Raw genomic sequence first — 16,380 nt, forward strand, 5'->3', positions numbered from 1 at the left:
AAATCAGCGCGTCAGTGTAAATGATAGCGCGCAACTACGTGGACATTTCATGCGATGTTACAAACGCCGTTGCCACCGGGCAGGCTAAAAAATTATGTAACTTTCCGATAGGCGATCTGCAACAAATCCAGCCCCGCCAGCAATTTAATGAATGCCGCGTTACATTGGGTTGGCTCACCTTTAACGCCAAGATCAATATGGCGCGGCGCCTGATCGTCGCCGACATGCGGCAAACTAAACACTTTTACCGTTGGGAACTCAGCCTCAATCGCCTCCATTAAAGGCGTCAGTACCGATTCCATCGCGCCGAAAACAAAAACGGATTGTTCAACTTGCGGATTTTGATGGAATAAATCGGCGTGATAGGTATCTAGCACCCATTCAAACATCGGCCATGCCATCACGGGGAAACCCGGTGCAAAATGATGTATTCCCTGGGGCTCCCCCGGCATTCTGCCCTTATTTTTGAAAGAAAATCCGGGGATCTTGTTATACGGGTTTGGAATAATGTCCGCCCCGACTGGAAACTCGCCCATTTTCAGGCGATGCAAGTTATCGGGCGTTTCGTAGACCGGCGCGACACCCGCCTCACGCGCGGTGTCGGCGACCCGTTCGCGGATTTTATCCCGGGCCTCAGGATGTAGCGCCAGCGGCACATCAAGTGCTGCTGCAGCGCACTGACGGGTATGATCGTCAGGCGTAGCGCCGATTCCACCCGTACAAAATACGATGTCGTTACTGGCAAAGGTCCGTTTGAGGGTCGCGATGATACGCGCTGGTTCATCCCCCAGGTACTCGGCCCAGCTCAGGGTCAGGCCTCGGGCAGTCAACATTTCCAGCATCTTAGGAAAATGTTTGTCGATCCGTTTGCCAGAAAGAATTTCGTCACCGATGATGATTAGTCCGATTGCCATAAGGGTTCTTTACGCTAATTGAAAGTGGGAAATGACCGAAATTAGGATTAACCACGGCCTTTCGTGGCTGAAAAATGCGGGCTGTTGTCGTCCTTGGTCTCGGCGCTGAATTGACTATCAGCGTGCGCGCCAGGGACGATGCCACGTTCAGCAATAATGATGCTGGCTAAGTTGGCGGCGCGATATTTACTCAGCGCTTCCAGGCAATAATATTCAAACCATAAACCGGTAAATACAAATACCAGCACGTATAACCAGATCGACCCTGCTGCCATGAAGGGAAGTACGATCAACCACAGCGCGCCACCTAACCATAATAAAGTCGGTGCCGCACCCAGCATTCCGGTGACTATACCGATAGTCAGTAGCGGCCATCGGTGTATCTTCAAAATTGCCTTCAGTTCGTCTTTGTCGGCATAGGCAGAAAGCGCGTCGTAAGCAATCACGCGGTAAGTCAGCCAACCCCACAATAGCGCGGGGATAACGAACGCCAACGGGGGAATTAACCACAGCGGCAACGTGACCAGCCATAAAATACAAAACAACAAAAACGAGGTGCCGGAGATCCAGATGCTACCAAATAACGAACCGCCTTTGCGTTGCGCCAATTCAGCGTAGTGACGACCGCCAACGTGATGCGCGACGGCCGGTAACGCAATCAAGCCGACAAATATTAGCGCCGTCAGAATCATCAACGGCAATAATAACCAGAGAGCCACCCACGGCACGATGACTGCCTTCAGCGCACCGAGTCCGAGCCAGCTTAAAGCACCTCCTGCGGCATTCAAGCCGGTGCTGCCAACCAGATGACTTTGTAGCCAGTCAACCAACGGCTGTAAGCCTAGCCATAATGCGATCGCCCAAATCGCGACAGATATCAAAAACGGCAAGAACGTCAGCATCAACATGCGAAAATGCATTTGTGACAGCAATGCTCGTCCGAACGCAACAATCACCGGACGCATTAACGACGCGCCTTTCTAACCGATGCGACCATGCGCTTTAATCCCAGCCATTGTTGTTCCCAGAAACTGCTTCCATAATTACGCTCGCTGCCAAATGGCGCTGGCAACTGATCGCGGATACCTGTTCGTTCGAACGTCTTACCAAAAAAAGCAGTGCGAAACAATACGTCCCAAAACGAGAACAGCACACCAAAATTGTGGCCCCCTAAGGTACCTTTTCCCTTACTTTCATGACCGATACCAACGGCATGGTGCCAACGATGATAGCGTGGCGAGACGACTACGGCGTCTCCCAACTTGCCGAAATGGATGCGCACGTTGGCATGCTGCAAACTTTGCAACATGCGCGAGGCGGCGACCAGCAAGACATATTGCGATGGTTCCACGCCAATTGCGATGGCAATAAGCGCCATGAAAATATCCCGGATCAAATCATCTAGCAGGTGATTGCGATCATCCGACCAGAGATTCATGTTTTGCTGACTGTGATGCAAACTGTGCAAGCCCCACAGCCAGCTAAAGCCATGCTGCGCGCGGTGATACCAGTAATCGAAGAAATCGAGCACAACCAGATACACCATAAAGGTAATTAATGGCCTGTCGGTGATGCCGGACCACAAATTCTCCAGATTAAACGGGTGGATGCCTTCGAGATGAAACCATTCTGTTACCTGCGCGACCAAGGGATCAATCAGAAAGAATATCAGTATAGAAAATGCACCCAGTCGCTGAATCACGGTGTATAAAAAGTCGATCCAGCGGGCGCGTCGATCCGTAATAGGGTGCACCGGGATCATGGACTCCAGCGGTCGCAGAATGACAAATAATATAACCAGTTCACACAACCCGATCAGAAACCACTCAACGCCGTCAAACGCGTCTTCAAGGTATTCACTAAAGCCGAAATGAAACATCAACGGTTGCACCGCGACCTGGAACAGCCAGGCTTGCACTACAGAGAACAGAGTGATCAGGTGATCGATCATGATACTGCATGCTTCCTGCCGCTCGCGGTCGGGTTGTCATACGGCCCGGGACTTCGGCCTCTGGCTTTTTCTGCGGCGGCTTTATAGTCGGGGTGATCCCTTAATGTAGCAAAACAAAAACCCTTTTTCTCTAATCCACTGATCAGCGGTTCAAGCACGGCCGGTGCCCAAGGATCTTTACGCGACCAGATCCCAAGATGGGCTATCAAAATATCCCCTGCTTTAACGTTTTGAAGTTCGCGTTCCAGCAACATCTTGTTAGGCCATTTTTCGCTGGGAAGTTCATCACCTGAAAATCCCGCATCAGCCCATGCCACATGCTCGTAACCGCAGGCCTGCCCTGCTGCCAGCGTGCGCGGTGTCAGGTGACCACCGGGAGCACGCCAAAATGGATCAAGATGCGTTCCGGTCAGACTGTGAAAGCGCTGCTCGACACGATTAATCTCATCGCAGTATTGTTGCGGCGTCCAGGCTAGCAATTTACCGGCATTGGCACCAAATTGCGGCTTCATTTCAATTTTTCCGTCCGGCAGGTCGCGCTTGGCATAAACGTGATCGAACGTATGACTTCCAAATGCGTGCCCATCCGCTACCAGTGACTTCCAGAAAGGTGCCCATGAGGGATCGAGCGAATAATCCTCATTGACAGTTTTTTCATTTGCCATGAAAAAGGTGGCTTTGATATGGTGGCGGCGCAGCGTCTCGGCAATAAATTCAGCCTGAGACTGGCTGCCGGTATCAAAGGTCAAATACAGCGTGCCCTTACACGAAGCTGGCGTAACGGTCTTTGGCTGTGCCTGTGCCTGCAGTACAACGCCGGCGCAACTCAACGCCACAAGTACCGCTGCTAACGCCGTGGGCGACCAACGCCGTTTTGTTGTGCGCGAAGTCATCACAGTTCAGACGCCCGGTTAGTGAAGTAAATGCCGTGCGGCGAGCGGCCTACCGGTATGGTTTTTATCACTTTGCGCGTGGCAATGTCCACCACCGATACCTGTTTAACCCAGCGTTGCGTGACCCACATCGTCTTGCCGTCTGCAGTAACCTCCATGCAGTCCGGACCGCCAGGAACATTGATGACGCCGATATTTTCCAACGTATTCAAATCCAGAATATTAATGGTGCCTGCGACCCGATTGGATACAAATACATGGCGCTGATCGCCTTGCGGCCGAAAATTATGCGCACCATCACCAGTCTTGATCTTTTTGATAATTTTTTGTGTGCGCCAATCCACCACCGCTACGTAATCGCTACCCATCACACCAACCAATAGATACTTATTGTCAGGCGTCATATAAATGCCGGCGGGCTGCTTGCCGATTGGCATCACCCACTTAACTGTTTGCGTCGCCAAATCAACCGCTGCAATTTCATCGGTTCCCTGGAGGGTGATGAACGCCAGCGTGCTATCCGCACTAAACGTCATGTGACTTGGCATTTTAGGCAATGGAAGACGTTTGGCTAATTTCAGCGCCTTACCATCGAAGCCATAAATATCAATCCGGTCCAGACGCAAGCCGTTAGCGATAAACCATTTTTGATTCGGTGAAAAGCCAATTTGATACGGATCGGCGATGTCTTTTACCTGACTTTGAATTTTGCCGGTCTTGGGATCCAGAAAGTACAGTTCGTTACCGGTAGCGGCCGCGACAATCAAGGACTTGTTATCGGGCGTCGGCATCAAATGGTGCGGCTCTTTGCCGACCGGAAAGGAGCCGATCTCTTTATAAGTGTTTTCGTCAATCAAACTGATAGTGGCATCGCGCGAATTAAGTATCACCACAACGCTGGGCGCAAGCACTGGCATTGCAGCGGCACTTGCCGCAGGAGCGACAGCAACAGGAGGAGCGGCGGAAGCTATTGTTATATTAACGACAACAATCAATAGACCGCAGACGGTAACGATGGGACCTATAAAACGTCGGGCAAATTCGGACATGGCAACATTCAGATAAGCGAAAGGGATATTTTACCGCGCATGCTGCATGGATGCCGGAGCCATTGATGTAAATAACGATTTAAAGAAAAGTTTGCAAAACCAAATTTTAGTTCAATGCTTTATTGATTATTTCTGCAATACTTCCCTCTGTTAAACCCTTCAATTTGGTTTACACTCCCTCCCATATTAACCAACTCATGAGGAAAGCAATGTCAACTACTACAGTTTCTGGCCTGCAATACGAAGATACGACTATCGGCACAGGCGCAGAAGCCAAAGCTGGCGACCACGTCAGCGTGCATTACACCGGATGGTTGCAAAAAAGCGATGGTAGCGCCGGTACCAAATTTGACTCAAGCAAAGACCGCGGCGATCCGTTTGAATTTCCGCTGGGTGCCGGTCATGTAATTAAAGGCTGGGATGAAGGCGTTCAAGGTATGAAAATCGGCGGTGTCCGCAAGCTGGTCATTCCTGCAGCAATCGGTTACGGCGCGCGCGGTGCTGGCGGCGTAATTCCACCAAACGCTACGTTGATTTTTGAAGTCGAACTGCTCGGCGTATAAAAACCTTTTTAAAGACCTTTTTTAAAGTGCGTTAACCCGTTTTCTTACGCTATAACAGTGATGACATTGATGACAATGCCCAATTCGATACCGCAAATCCTTCCACGCATTGTGTTTAATACCGCTATGTCGATGGGTTTGTTTGGGCTTGGCGGCTGCACTGTGGTTACTGTCGCATCCATGGCAGTTGGCGCTACGGTGGCGGTTGGATCTGCCGCCGTAGGCGTCGCTACTACGGTAGTGAGTGGCACCGTAAAAGCTGGCGGTGCTGTGGTTGGCGCAGTGGTTGACTAATTCGACAGAATTGGTCAACCATGCTTTTTGCAACATCATTTGCCCCCTCTCGGGCAAATAGACGGAATCCGAATGTTTACTCTGGTGACCGCCGTGCTTTTTGCCAATTTTTCCGATTATCATGCACGTTCTGATTAATCGCGCCTGACTCAGGCTGCCCAATTTACTCCCGGAGACCGTATGACTCTGCAAACCGATTTCGATCAGGCGTTAGCCGATTCCAAAAATTTGGATGAACGTCCTGACAATATGATGTTGTTAAAAATGTATGGCATATATAAGCAAGGCAGCTTAGGCGATGCAACCGGAGATCGTCCTGGCATGACTGATTTTGTCGCCCGCGCTAAATGGGATGCCTGGAACGCACTAAAAGGCACACCGCAAGAAACAGCCCAACAACAATATATCGATATTGTAAAAGACCTGCAGGGCTAGGAATTCCGAACAAAACGCTGGGACCGATTGTCATTGTCCCAACAGTAACCATCCAGAAATTAAAAAAGGCCGCCCCACTTCATTGTGGCGCGGCCTTGTTTTATTTTTTTACCCGGCTTCTTTTGCTTATTTTATTTTTTGCCAAATGACATCGTGTCTTTAAACAAGAAGACCTGCACGAACAGTTTGCGCAAAAAGTTACCCCTTAGTTACCTCTTAACCTCCGGATTTAGGAGGTTTGGAGGCAAAGCTCCCGCCGCCGCCGGCAATAACGCAGCTAGCAAATTAGCCGCAGCGCACGCCGCCATGGCCCGCCGTGTTGGTTCTGAGGCACTGGCTATATGCGGCGTCAAAACGACATTCGACAATGTCAAAAAGTCCGGATGCAGCGCCGGTTCATTTTCAAAAACGTCTAAACCTGCGGCAGCAATCTTATGCTCCCGCAACGCTGCGATCAGCGCCACATCGTCGACAATTCCGCCGCGCGCCAGATTGACCAGGGTAGCGCCCGGCTTCATCATCGCCAATTCGGCGGCACCGATAGTGTGATGCGACGCCTTGGAATAAGGCAACACCAAAATCACGTGATCGGCTTGTCTCAACAACTCTTCTTTACTGACCAGCCGTGCATTATTGGCGCGCGCCTCCAGTTCGGGCGATACGCGGGAGCGATTATGATAAAGCACCTGCATATCAAAACCCATCGAACGACGCGCAATTGCCTGTCCGATACGTCCCATTCCAATCACCCCAAGCGTGGCACCGTGCACGTCAGCACCCAAAAAACTATCGAAGCGCCATTTATTCCACTTGCCCGCCCGTAGCCAATGTTCGGACTCTGTGATCCGACGCGCGGTCGCCATTAGTAAAGCCCAGCCAAAATCGGCGGTGGTCTCATTGAGCACGTCAGGCGTATTGGTCACCATTACACCGGCTTTGGTGGCCGCAGCGACATCAATATTGTTGTATCCGACAGCCTGATTACAGACTGCTTTCAGGCGCGGACAGGCGCGCAATACCTCCGCCGAGACCGGCTCGCTACCGGTCGCAATTAGTCCATCTTTGTCCTGCAGTTTTTCGATGAGTTCAGTCGAACTAAAAATATGATCGTCCTGATTAGACTCAACATCAAAGAACTGCTCCAAATGGGTAATAACCTCGGGAAAAATTGCGCGGGCTAGCAGAATTTTCGGCTTATTCGGCATAGTCGGCATAGTCGGTTTAATTACGGTAGTCACTATCGCTATATCCTTTAACCGTTGTCGCGCGAAGCATTATGCTGCGCGGAAGAAAATAAAACTCATTATCGCAAATAACGGCAGCAAAACGACGCAAGCCCATGCCATATAACCAAAGAAAGATGGCATGCGTATACCGCGCTCTTCAGCAATGGCCTTTACCATCAAATTGGGGGCATTACCGATATAGCTATTTGCGCCCATGAATACTGCACCGCAGGAAATGGCTGCCAGCGTGCCTGCCAATTTTCCCATTAATTCGACCGCATCGCCAGACGCCGTATTAAAGAATACGAGGTAAGTCGGCGCATTATCGAGGAATGACGACAGAATGCCGGTGACCCAAAAATACATCATGTTATTTGGTTGCCCGTCGGCGCCGGTCACGGCCTCAACAATGACGCCGAACGGCCCGTGCACGCCGACGCGCAACATCGCAATGACCGGCGCAATCGTGATGAATATCGCCGCAAATAATTTGCCGACTTCCAGCATTGGTTCCCACGTAAAATTATTGCCTTCTCTTGCAATTTTTGGTGTCAACCATAACGATGCCACAATCACCACCAGCAGCAGTCCGTCACGCAATAAATTCTGTAGCTCAACCGGTGTGCCGTAAATATTGTACGTAACGCCCGACTTCCACAAGCCACTCATGAGTACGAGCCCAATCACAACGACGAGCAGGATAAAGTTAAATTTTCCTTCAAACCGTAATGTGGGGTTATCTGGCGTCGGGTCTTGCTGCACAGGCAATTGTTCTTCTTTGTTATGGAAATAATGACGGTCCAGAAAATAGAAAATTATCAGCAGCGCCGCCCACATGAACATTGTCTCTGAGAATATATTCTTAAACGTCCAGCTAAAGTCGACGCCCTTCAAAAATCCCAAAAATAGCGGCGGATCGCCTAGCGGGGTTAACGCACCACCAGCATTGGCGACCAGAAAAATAAAAAATACAATGATATGAACCGCATGCTTGCGATTGTCATTAGCCCGGATCAATGGCCTTATCAGCAACATTGATGCACCCGTTGTTCCCATCAAACTGGCTAAAACGGTGCCAAGCGCCAGTAAACCGGTGTTCAGCGCTGGGGTACCGTGCAAGTTGCCGCGCAAGCAGATCCCGCCTGCAACGACAAACAGGGCAGTCAGCAAGATAATAAATGGTAAATACTCCGCCATAAAAGCGTGCACCACCCCCGCCGCCGCCAAAGGAAGGCCGAACCAGATCGCGCAAGGAATCAAAAATGCGGCGGACCACCCCAACGCGATTTTGCCGAAATGGTGATGCCAGAACGCAGGTATCAATAAGGGCCCCATCGCAATGGAGACCAATAAACCCATGAAGGGAATACCCCACCACACCGATAATTGGGCGCCGTCAAGTTCTGCTGCGTTAGCTATAAGCGGGAGGAAACCAACGAGGGAAATGAGAATTTTTTTAAGCAATTGCATCTTTCAAATCAGGAAAAATTGCACCATTTTAATCGGGTTTAATTTACGTCAGAATTTGTGATGAAAATGATATTACCTTAAATCAATATATTTTATATTTCCAATAGGAAATTATGCTGCAAATGTAGCACGTCTGTTTGAACGACATAAAGAGTTCTTTACTACGGTTGCCACAAATAAGCCTTCATAGCGCACTGCCCCACAGACCCTTCCATTTGTAGCATTTTTGATTTTTAAAAGATTTTTCCGCATCGATTGACAACCGATTTTACGGTATGTATTCTGTATACAGAAATTAAATGAGACGATTAAAAGCCCTGCATGCAGAAACTTGATACCCCAACGCAGCTTATTGAAACCGTTTATAACGCTATCCTTGATGCGATTTGCGACGGCAGACTATTGCCGAACGAGCGCATTACACAAGAAGGCCTTGCCGAAACGCTCGGGGTTTCACGGCAACCTATTTTGCAAGCTTTCCATATGTTAAAGCGCGAAGGCTTCATTACCGATGCAGGGCGCAAGGGGGTCATGGTCACACCGCTCGATCCACAACAGTTGATCGATCTTTACCAGATTCGGGCAGCGCTGGATGGCCTGGCCGCACGCCAGGCTGCAGAGCGGATGAAGACCCAGCATAACCCCGAGCAACAGAAAATCGGTGAAGCGCTGATCATGGCCGGTCGGCAGGCCGCATCGAATGGCGTGGCGGCAAACATGATAGTCGCTGACATTAATTTTCATCAATTTATTTACCAGACTTCAGGAAACCGGATGATCGCCGCAACCGCGTTGATCCATTGGAACCATATTCGACGTGCGATGGGCGCTATTTTACTCAGCGATATTCGTCCATCGGATCGGGTATGGGACGAGCATCAGGCGATTCTCGAGGCCGTGATTACCGGAAATGCAACGCAAGCCGACTTTCTCGCAAGGCGCCATGCAGAGAGTGCCGCAGAGCATCTGGCAAGTGTATTAATGAGTGACGAGTACGCGCCAATACGAAAACAAGCCTGAGACCATTTAAAATAACGATACGGGACACAGCAATGAAACTCTCTGGTCAGCAATTAAAAGATTTCGACGAGCTCGGCTACATCTTCATGCCTGATTGTTTTCCACCAGAAGCGGTGGCATTGCTACAGCGAGAAGCAGCCGTTATTTTCAGCGAACAACGGGAAGAAATTTGGCGCGAAAAAAGCGGCGCACCGCGTACTGCATTCGCCTGCCATCAATACAATAAAGCATTCGCACTTGTAGCTTCGGATTCACGTTTGATTGAGCCGTTACAGCAATTATTTGGCGAGCAGGTCTACATCCATCAGTTCAAGATTAACGCGAAAGCGGCCTTCACCGGGGACGTCTGGCAATGGCATCAGGACTTTCCCACCTGGCACGCCGACGATGGGATGCCGGACGCGCGCGCCATGAACATTGCGATATTTCTGGACGAGGTGATGCCAATTAACGGTCCTTTGATGGTGGTGCCCCGCAGTCATAAATCAGGTGCGCTTAAATCGAATCATGACAAAGGAACGACGTCTTATCCGTTATGGACACTGGATAACGAAACCGTTACCAGATTAGTGGCAGAAAACGGTATCGTCGCCCCGACCGGTAAACCAGGCGGCGTTCTGATGTTCCATGCAAACATGGTACACGGATCGTCCGGCAATATCACACCCTATCCCCGCAGAATCGTTTATCTGACGCTATCGGCAGTGTCCAACGCGATCAAGAACCCAACGCGCCCCGAGTTTATTGCGCATCGCGACTTCACCCCGGTGAGGTCAGAGAACATTGACGCTTTAGTAGATTACGCACGCGCTCAAAACGCGCTGGCTGCCGCAGCAGCCCTTGTATAAATATTGCACTGTATCGGGTTGCGTCGGGCCTTTTACGCTGGCGTGACCGCTGATATAGATAGCCATTGGGTACGCTAGCATTCGGCCCATTATCGGCTCCAAAGAATAAAACCCAAAACAATCAGAGACTACAAAAATGAAACCACAGATGACTGGCAAAGTAGTGCTCGTAACCGGTGCCGGGTCGATTGGCGAGGGGTGGGGTAACGGTAAGGCCGCCGCTGTATTGTATGCACGCGAAGGGGCCAAAATCCTGGCGGTTGACCGCAATTTAGAGGCCGCAGAGGAGACGCGCCGCATTATCGAAAGCGAGGGCGGCGTTTGCTTTACACTCGCCGCCGACGTGGCTAAAACGGCTGACGTAGAGCGCATGGTGCAGGCCTGCATCGACCTCTTCGGGCGCATCGATGTTTTGCATAATAATGTCGGTATTGCCGAGACTGGCGGACCGGTTGAGGCTAGCGAAGAAAGCTGGAACCGCGTCATTGCAGTCAACCAGACCAGTGTGTTTTTAACTTGCAAGCATGTGCTGCCGCATATGGAAAAGCAAAAAAGTGGTGTCATCATCAATATTGCTTCAGTTGCGGCCATCCGCTGGATCGGGTTTCCGTACGCGGCTTACTCGGCAAGCAAGGCGGCGATGATCTCTCTGACCAAGAACGTGGCGATGCAATATGCATCGCTTGGGGTGCGCGCCAACTGCATTTTGCCGGGGTTGATGGATACGCCGATGATACGCGAACCGTTGAAGGCGGCGTATGGTGGGGATATTGAGGTTATGCGGGAGCAGCGGCATCAGCAGTCACCTATGGGGCGAATGGGGGATGCGTGGGATGTTGCGTATGCGGCGCTGTTTTTGGCTTCTGATAATGCGCGGTATATAACGGGGGTGGATTTGGTGGTTGATGGGGGGGTTGACGCTTAAGTGTGTTTGATGGGATACAGAGTCCCGTTAGCTTAGGTCGCCTGTCGCTCACACATTGAGATCGATTTATTCTGTTGAGGGTGACGGGTTATCGCTGGAGTTCGATTGGTTCATAACTGACACGATTCGTGCCCCGAGGATGCTGGTCGGGGGCGGATTCCATTAAGGCCAGCAGAATTTAGTGTGCAACGAGGCAGTATATAAACTGCATCCTAATCTGTTTGAAAGTACACAAATAACCTGGAAAAAAGGAGGCGTCCATATAAAAGTCACTGGCTGTCGGGCCGCCCCCGACCAGCCTCCACGGAGCAACAACCATTTTAGCTACCGATCAACCAAACTAAACCAATCAAACTCTATCCCACTTTTCAAATAAATTTGCGCTCCCAAAAAATCTCCGCTATGGTTTGCTTGTCCCTGAGAAAAAAGGGGAACGGGTTTTGCAGCCTGAAAGAAAGAAATAAAAGCACACAAACGACGTAATGCCGGTTTTTACGTGTGCGTGTCTTAGGGTGCCCTCAATGGGCGGCGGTGGCGGGGAAGCCTTCGGGCTTGCTGGATTTCCTTTATTTCGCCAGTCTGCAAACCCTGTCATTCGTCGCACGCAGACAACACGCAGGAGCTTATTTTCCGCGGACTGGAAGCGATTGGCGAGGTCCTGTCTATTGCCGCGCGTAATGAAGAATCAACGGTGAATGGAACAACCGTTTCCGCCCTAGGAGAAATTATCCGACACCTGACGGTCTAGGCCCAAATGATGCGCGACATGGGCGGCTTGATGACCGATACGGTATCAGTCCACCGAAAAAGGCGCACACCATGATTGAGCCCAACACCACCGCAGTCGCAGTCTAAACCACAGTCGCGCCGCTCAAGGCTCTTGCACAGCAAGGGCCGCCGTTTTCACGGTATTCCTTTCCTATATATCGGTCGCCCGTACCGGGCGCGTGGGTTTGCCCGGCCTGACAGCGTGCGTAAACGTTCCCGTTGCCGCAACGTTTAAAATAATCTTAAAAGACAATCAGATCGCGTAGCCCTTCCCCTGAGGCCAAGCGATCAAACCCGCTATTGATTTCCGATAATTGCAAGCGTTGGCCCATCAGTTTATTGATGGGTAAACGACCGGCTTGATACAGCCCAATATAGCGTGGAATATCGCGCAATGGCACGGCAGAACCGATATAACTACCTTTGACGGTCCGCTCTTCTGTGACCAGACTAACCTGCTGCAGCGGCCAGTGTTGGTCGGGTGCTGGCAAGCCCGCGGTCACTGTCATGCCACCGCGCCGCGTCATGCGATATGCCGACTCCATCGCCTGCACTGAACCCGCCATTTCAAACGCATAATCCACGCCGCCTTTGGTCAACGCCCTGACCTTTTCTACAGCATCCGGATCGCGTGCATTCACGGTCGCGGTCGCACCCAACGATCGGGCAAATTCAAGCTTGCTCTCATGTATGTCGACCGCAATCACTTCGCGTGCGCCCGAGGCTAAAGCGCCGAGCATGGCGCACAAGCCAACGCCGCCCAAACCCAGCACCGCGACCGTCGTACCGGCCTTCACCTGTGCGGTATTGACGACCGCGCCAACCCCGGTTAACACGGCGCAACCGAACAATGCAGCCTCAATCGGATCGATATCGTTGCCAATCTTGACGCAAGAATTGCGCGACACCACCGCGTGATCTGCGAATGCCGATACGCCTATATGATGATGTACCGGTTGATTATGCGCGTGCAAACGGATTGCCTCGGATAACAATTGTCCTTTGGCGTTGGCTTGCGCGCCCGGCTCACACAAAGCGGGTCGTCCTTCAGCGCAGGGCAGGCAATGTCCGCAACTGGGGACGAACACCAACACCACGATGTCCCCTTTTTTAAGGTCGGTAACGCCCGCGCCAACTTCCACCACTTCACCCGAGGCTTCATGCCCCATCGCCATGGGCACCGGGCGCGGACGCACTCCGGTGATGACCGACAAATCGGAATGGCAAAGCCCGGCAGCGCGCATCTTGACCAGCACTTCACCCGGACCGGGTGGATCAAGGTCAAGTTCCTCGATCTTCAGAGGTTGACTTTGGGCAAAGGGTGCAATCGCTCCCATCTCTCGTAATACCGCTGCTTGTATCTTCATAAATAGGTTCCTTTAAAGTAAGGCTATTGCCAGATGCAGGTCGAGGAATCCTCAGACAAGCCAAGTTGTTGGTCAGAAAGCAAGTTGACTCTCACTTGCTGAGAAAGCCAAGCCAAGAATAAAGCCCCGTTCCATATCAATTTCTACATGATAGTCCTGTATTTCCATCGCGGCATCCCCTCTGCAACGATGTAACCATCCAGCGATAAGCCGTTATGAGACATCTCTCCAATAGTCATCGCCTACGGCCCTAATGCGTTCAATAATATAATCCGCTACTACTTTGACCCGCACCAAATCCCGCGTCTCGGCATGGGTAATCAACCAATAGCCGCGGAACAGCTTAATCTCGTCGGGCAAAATCCTCACCAGTTCGGGTTCTTTGCGCGCCATGAAACATGGCAGTGCACCTAATCCGACGCCCCCCATCACCGCGGTCATCTGGCTGATAACATTAGAGATTCTGATGCGCGGAGCTGGCGCGGCGGGTATATGTGACAGATAATCGAGTTCTTTAGTCCACATCAAATCCTCGACGTAACCGACCCATGTGTGCGCAGCCAGGGAAGATTGATTAACAATCGGTGCATGCCGCGCCAAAAGAGAACGTGCAGCGTAGACCCCCAGTTCATAGTCGTTTAGTTTGACGGCGTGCAATCGGCCCGTATCCGGGCGGGTCATGCTGATTGCTATATCGGCCTCACGCTTGGAGAGACTGAACATACGCGGATTTGCGATCAGTTCAATCTCCAGCTGCGGATGCCGGGCCACCAGCCCGGCTAGTTCCGGCGCCAGAAAATAAGTGCCGAACCCCTCCGGCGCACCAACGCGCACAGAACCCGTCAGGCCTAGCGCCACGTCATCCGAGCGTGACCTGATACGGATCGCAAGACTTTCAACCGCCTCAGCATCGGCGATAAGTCGCTCCCCTTCGGCAGTCAGTACATACCCGGACGAGCGGCGGTCAAAGAGTGACACGCCGAGAGCATCTTCCAGTCCCACTATGCGTCGGCTTAGTGTGGAATGATCAATTCCCAACTGGAGAGCTGCGGTCGTCAGCCGTCCGGCACGTACCACTGCCAAGAATCCCTGAAGATCGTTCCAGTCAAATTTTTGCATACGATTTTTTGCACATCCATTGTGTGATATTCGATATTTACGGGGGAAATTTCGAATGCTACTCTTTTTGCCACGCATCCGAACCATCGCGTTGCTGTTTGCCAATAATTGTAGTGTTTAAAATAATATTAGAGGAGTAGACATGTCAACCTTATTTCAACAGTTAAAAGGACTTGCCGAGGCTGGAAAGCCGGTAAGAGTAGGTTTAATCGGTGCCGGGAAGTTCGGCTCAATGTATCTCTCACAAGTGCCGCGCACGCCCGGCGTTCATCTATTGGGAATTGCCGACTTATCCCCGCAACGTGCGCGCCAGTCTCTACAACGGGTGGGCTGGCCAGAACCCATGTACGCGGCTAAAAGCTGGGGTGAGGCGCTGCGTAACGGTAGCACTTTTGTGCAGGATGATGCCGAAGCGCTTATTTCTCAGGATGAACTTGATATCGTCATTGATGCCACTGGCAACCCCGCTGCAGGCATTCGCCATGCATTGCTTTGCTGCAAGCATCGCAAGCATATCGTGATGGTCAATGTGGAGGCCGACGCGTTGGCCGGTCCATTGCTTGCCCGCCGTGCTAAAGAGGCAGGCATTATTTATTCAATGGCGTATGGCGATCAACCGGCATTGATTGCAGAGATGGTTGACTGGGCGCGCACCGCCGGGTTTGATGTCGTGTGCGCTGGTAAAGGCACCAAATATCTCCCGATTTATCACCAATCGACGCCCGACACTGTGTGGGGACATTACGGCTTCACCGATGAGCAAGTTGCAGGCGGCGATTTCAATGCGCAGATGTTTAACTCTTTTCTAGACGGCACCAAATCTTCGTTAGAAATGGCAGCAGTGGCAAACGCCACCGGATTGCGGCCAGGCGCGGATGGACTCGCTTTTCCACCTTGCGGCGTCGACGATTTACCTAATATTTTGCGCCCTGCATCGGCTGGCGGCATCTTGCCGCATTCCGGTACAGTCGAGGTAGTCTCTTCCCTGGAACGCGATGGCCGGCCAGTATTCCGCGATTTACGCTGGGGCGTGTACGTCACCTTCGAAGCACCCTCAGAATACGTACGCGAATGCTTCTCCCAATACGGTTTAAAAACCGATACTAGCGGACGCTTTGCGACAATGTACAAACCGTACCATCTGATCGGCCTTGAACTGGGCATTTCCATCGCCAATATTGCCATACGCGGTGAGCCAACCGGTAGCACGACTGAATTCCACGGTGACGTAGTCGCGACCGCCAAGCGCGATTTGCGCACTGGTGAGCGTCTGGATGGTGAAGGCGGTCATATGGTCTACGGCAAATTAATGTCTGCGGCGGATTCATTGAATAGCGACGCCTTGCCCATCGGACTAGCCCACAACATTGTGTTGCAGCGTCCGATCAGCGCCGGACAGTCCGTGCGCTGGAGTGATGTCGTCGTTGACACTACCAAAGAATCGATTCAGGTACGGCGCGAAATGGAGGCCATATTCCGCAAGGAAATGGGCTTGCAATTGCTTAGCAACGATATAGCTGCCTGAAGATAATGCAGTA

General features: G+C 51.5%; 16 protein-coding genes. 7 read left to right on the forward strand and 9 right to left on the reverse strand.

The window, feature by feature from the left end:
- Positions 1–92: 92 nt before the first annotated feature.
- From HAV38_RS17405 to HAV38_RS17425, 5 genes are read right to left on the reverse strand one after another with little or no spacing between them, the layout of a single operon-like run.
- Positions 93–914 (reverse strand): competence/damage-inducible protein A, encoded by an 822-nt coding sequence (locus HAV38_RS17405; protein ID WP_168056660.1) that lies wholly within the window; start codon positions 912–914, stop codon positions 93–95.
- Between the two features lie 47 nt (positions 915–961).
- Entirely contained in the window at positions 962–1,879 is a 918-nt protein-coding gene (locus HAV38_RS17410) for an EI24 domain-containing protein (protein ID WP_168056661.1), read from the reverse strand.
- Complete coding sequence (locus HAV38_RS17415; protein WP_168056662.1) at positions 1,879–2,865, reverse strand: sterol desaturase family protein; 987 nt, start codon at positions 2,863–2,865, stop codon at positions 1,879–1,881. The genes HAV38_RS17410 and HAV38_RS17415 overlap by 1 nt, the downstream gene beginning before the upstream one ends.
- Complete coding sequence (locus HAV38_RS17420) at positions 2,862–3,758, reverse strand: polysaccharide deacetylase family protein (RefSeq protein ID WP_168056663.1); 897 nt, start codon at positions 3,756–3,758, stop codon at positions 2,862–2,864. The genes HAV38_RS17415 and HAV38_RS17420 overlap by 4 nt, the downstream gene beginning before the upstream one ends.
- Positions 3,758–4,807, reverse strand: coding sequence for a YVTN family beta-propeller repeat protein (locus HAV38_RS17425; protein WP_342448182.1), 1,050 nt, complete (start codon positions 4,805–4,807; stop codon positions 3,758–3,760). Before HAV38_RS17425 ends, HAV38_RS17420 begins: the two co-directional genes overlap by 1 nt.
- A 209-nt stretch (positions 4,808–5,016) precedes the next feature.
- Here HAV38_RS17425 and HAV38_RS17430 point away from each other — a divergent pair, with 209 nt between their 5' ends.
- The 3 genes from HAV38_RS17430 to HAV38_RS17440 all read left to right on the forward strand — a co-directional run bounded on the left by HAV38_RS17430 (position 5,017) and on the right by HAV38_RS17440 (position 6,099).
- Positions 5,017–5,370 carry an FKBP-type peptidyl-prolyl cis-trans isomerase gene (locus HAV38_RS17430; protein WP_168056664.1) on the forward strand — a complete coding sequence of 118 codons (354 nt, stop codon included), beginning with the start codon at positions 5,017–5,019 and terminating at the stop codon, positions 5,368–5,370.
- 69 nt (positions 5,371–5,439) lie between these two features.
- Complete coding sequence (locus HAV38_RS17435; RefSeq protein WP_168056665.1) at positions 5,440–5,664, forward strand: hypothetical protein; 225 nt, start codon at positions 5,440–5,442, stop codon at positions 5,662–5,664.
- Between the two features lie 180 nt (positions 5,665–5,844).
- The gene (locus tag HAV38_RS17440; RefSeq protein ID WP_168056666.1) at positions 5,845–6,099 is read left to right on the forward strand and encodes an acyl-CoA-binding protein; all 255 of its coding nucleotides are present in this window, start codon (positions 5,845–5,847) and stop codon (positions 6,097–6,099) included.
- A 209-nt stretch (positions 6,100–6,308) separates the two neighbouring features.
- Here HAV38_RS17440 and HAV38_RS17445 read toward each other — a convergent pair whose 3' ends face one another.
- Entirely contained in the window at positions 6,309–7,304 is a 996-nt protein-coding gene (locus HAV38_RS17445; RefSeq protein WP_168056935.1) for a 2-hydroxyacid dehydrogenase, read from the reverse strand.
- Positions 7,305–7,373: 69 nt separating this feature from the next.
- On the reverse strand, positions 7,374–8,795 hold the full coding sequence (locus HAV38_RS17450) for a sodium:proton antiporter (RefSeq protein WP_168056667.1): 1,422 nt from the start codon (positions 8,793–8,795) through the stop codon (positions 7,374–7,376).
- Between the two features lie 321 nt (positions 8,796–9,116).
- Between HAV38_RS17450 and HAV38_RS17455 the strand changes: the two genes are divergently transcribed.
- The 3 genes from HAV38_RS17455 to HAV38_RS17465 all read left to right on the forward strand — a co-directional run bounded on the left by HAV38_RS17455 (position 9,117) and on the right by HAV38_RS17465 (position 11,588).
- Complete coding sequence (locus HAV38_RS17455) at positions 9,117–9,815, forward strand: GntR family transcriptional regulator (protein ID WP_168056668.1); 699 nt, start codon at positions 9,117–9,119, stop codon at positions 9,813–9,815.
- A gap of 32 nt (positions 9,816–9,847) precedes the next feature.
- Positions 9,848–10,663 (forward strand): phytanoyl-CoA dioxygenase family protein, encoded by an 816-nt coding sequence (locus HAV38_RS17460; protein ID WP_168056669.1) that lies wholly within the window; start codon positions 9,848–9,850, stop codon positions 10,661–10,663.
- Between the two features lie 136 nt (positions 10,664–10,799).
- Complete coding sequence (locus tag HAV38_RS17465; protein ID WP_209216793.1) at positions 10,800–11,588, forward strand: SDR family NAD(P)-dependent oxidoreductase; 789 nt, start codon at positions 10,800–10,802, stop codon at positions 11,586–11,588.
- A gap of 1,010 nt (positions 11,589–12,598) precedes the next feature.
- On the opposite strand, the gene HAV38_RS17470 is transcribed toward HAV38_RS17465, so the two are convergent.
- Both HAV38_RS17470 and HAV38_RS17475 read right to left on the reverse strand, forming a co-directional pair.
- On the reverse strand, positions 12,599–13,723 hold the full coding sequence (locus HAV38_RS17470; protein WP_168056670.1) for a zinc-dependent alcohol dehydrogenase family protein: 1,125 nt from the start codon (positions 13,721–13,723) through the stop codon (positions 12,599–12,601).
- Positions 13,724–13,936: 213 nt separating this feature from the next.
- Positions 13,937–14,842, reverse strand: a complete 906-nt coding sequence (locus tag HAV38_RS17475) for a LysR family transcriptional regulator (protein ID WP_168056671.1) — start codon at positions 14,840–14,842, stop codon at positions 13,937–13,939.
- A 142-nt stretch (positions 14,843–14,984) separates the two neighbouring features.
- Here HAV38_RS17475 and HAV38_RS17480 point away from each other — a divergent pair, with 142 nt between their 5' ends.
- On the forward strand, positions 14,985–16,367 hold the full coding sequence (locus HAV38_RS17480) for an NAD(P)H-dependent oxidoreductase (RefSeq protein ID WP_168056672.1): 1,383 nt from the start codon (positions 14,985–14,987) through the stop codon (positions 16,365–16,367).
- The last annotated feature ends 13 nt before the right edge of the window (positions 16,368–16,380 follow it).

Origin of the sequence: Glaciimonas immobilis, from assembly GCF_011947285.1 — a bacterium.
GTDB classification, from domain to species: domain Bacteria; phylum Pseudomonadota; class Gammaproteobacteria; order Burkholderiales; family Burkholderiaceae_D; genus Glaciimonas; species Glaciimonas immobilis.

Bases quoted from the DNA above. Each gene is read 5' to 3' on its own strand.
- HAV38_RS17405 (WP_168056660.1), bottom strand. From the start codon at position 914: ATGGCAATCGGACTAATCATCATCGGTGACGAAATTCTTTCTGGCAAA.
- HAV38_RS17410 (WP_168056661.1), bottom strand. From the start codon at position 1,879: ATGCGTCCGGTGATTGTTGCGTTCGGACGAGCATTGCTGTCACAAATG.
- HAV38_RS17415 (WP_168056662.1), bottom strand. From the start codon at position 2,865: ATGATCGATCACCTGATCACTCTGTTCTCTGTAGTGCAAGCCTGGCTG.
- HAV38_RS17420 (WP_168056663.1), bottom strand. From the start codon at position 3,758: ATGACTTCGCGCACAACAAAACGGCGTTGGTCGCCCACGGCGTTAGCA.
- HAV38_RS17425 (WP_342448182.1), bottom strand. From the start codon at position 4,807: ATGTCCGAATTTGCCCGACGTTTTATAGGTCCCATCGTTACCGTCTGC.
- HAV38_RS17430 (WP_168056664.1), top strand. From the start codon at position 5,017: ATGTCAACTACTACAGTTTCTGGCCTGCAATACGAAGATACGACTATC.
- HAV38_RS17435 (WP_168056665.1), top strand. From the start codon at position 5,440: ATGACAATGCCCAATTCGATACCGCAAATCCTTCCACGCATTGTGTTT.
- HAV38_RS17440 (WP_168056666.1), top strand. From the start codon at position 5,845: ATGACTCTGCAAACCGATTTCGATCAGGCGTTAGCCGATTCCAAAAAT.
- HAV38_RS17445 (WP_168056935.1), bottom strand. From the start codon at position 7,304: ATGCCGAATAAGCCGAAAATTCTGCTAGCCCGCGCAATTTTTCCCGAG.
- HAV38_RS17450 (WP_168056667.1), bottom strand. From the start codon at position 8,795: ATGCAATTGCTTAAAAAAATTCTCATTTCCCTCGTTGGTTTCCTCCCG.
- HAV38_RS17455 (WP_168056668.1), top strand. From the start codon at position 9,117: ATGCAGAAACTTGATACCCCAACGCAGCTTATTGAAACCGTTTATAAC.
- HAV38_RS17460 (WP_168056669.1), top strand. From the start codon at position 9,848: ATGAAACTCTCTGGTCAGCAATTAAAAGATTTCGACGAGCTCGGCTAC.
- HAV38_RS17465 (WP_209216793.1), top strand. From the start codon at position 10,800: ATGAAACCACAGATGACTGGCAAAGTAGTGCTCGTAACCGGTGCCGGG.
- HAV38_RS17470 (WP_168056670.1), bottom strand. From the start codon at position 13,723: ATGAAGATACAAGCAGCGGTATTACGAGAGATGGGAGCGATTGCACCC.
- HAV38_RS17475 (WP_168056671.1), bottom strand. From the start codon at position 14,842: ATGCAAAAATTTGACTGGAACGATCTTCAGGGATTCTTGGCAGTGGTA.
- HAV38_RS17480 (WP_168056672.1), top strand. From the start codon at position 14,985: ATGTCAACCTTATTTCAACAGTTAAAAGGACTTGCCGAGGCTGGAAAG.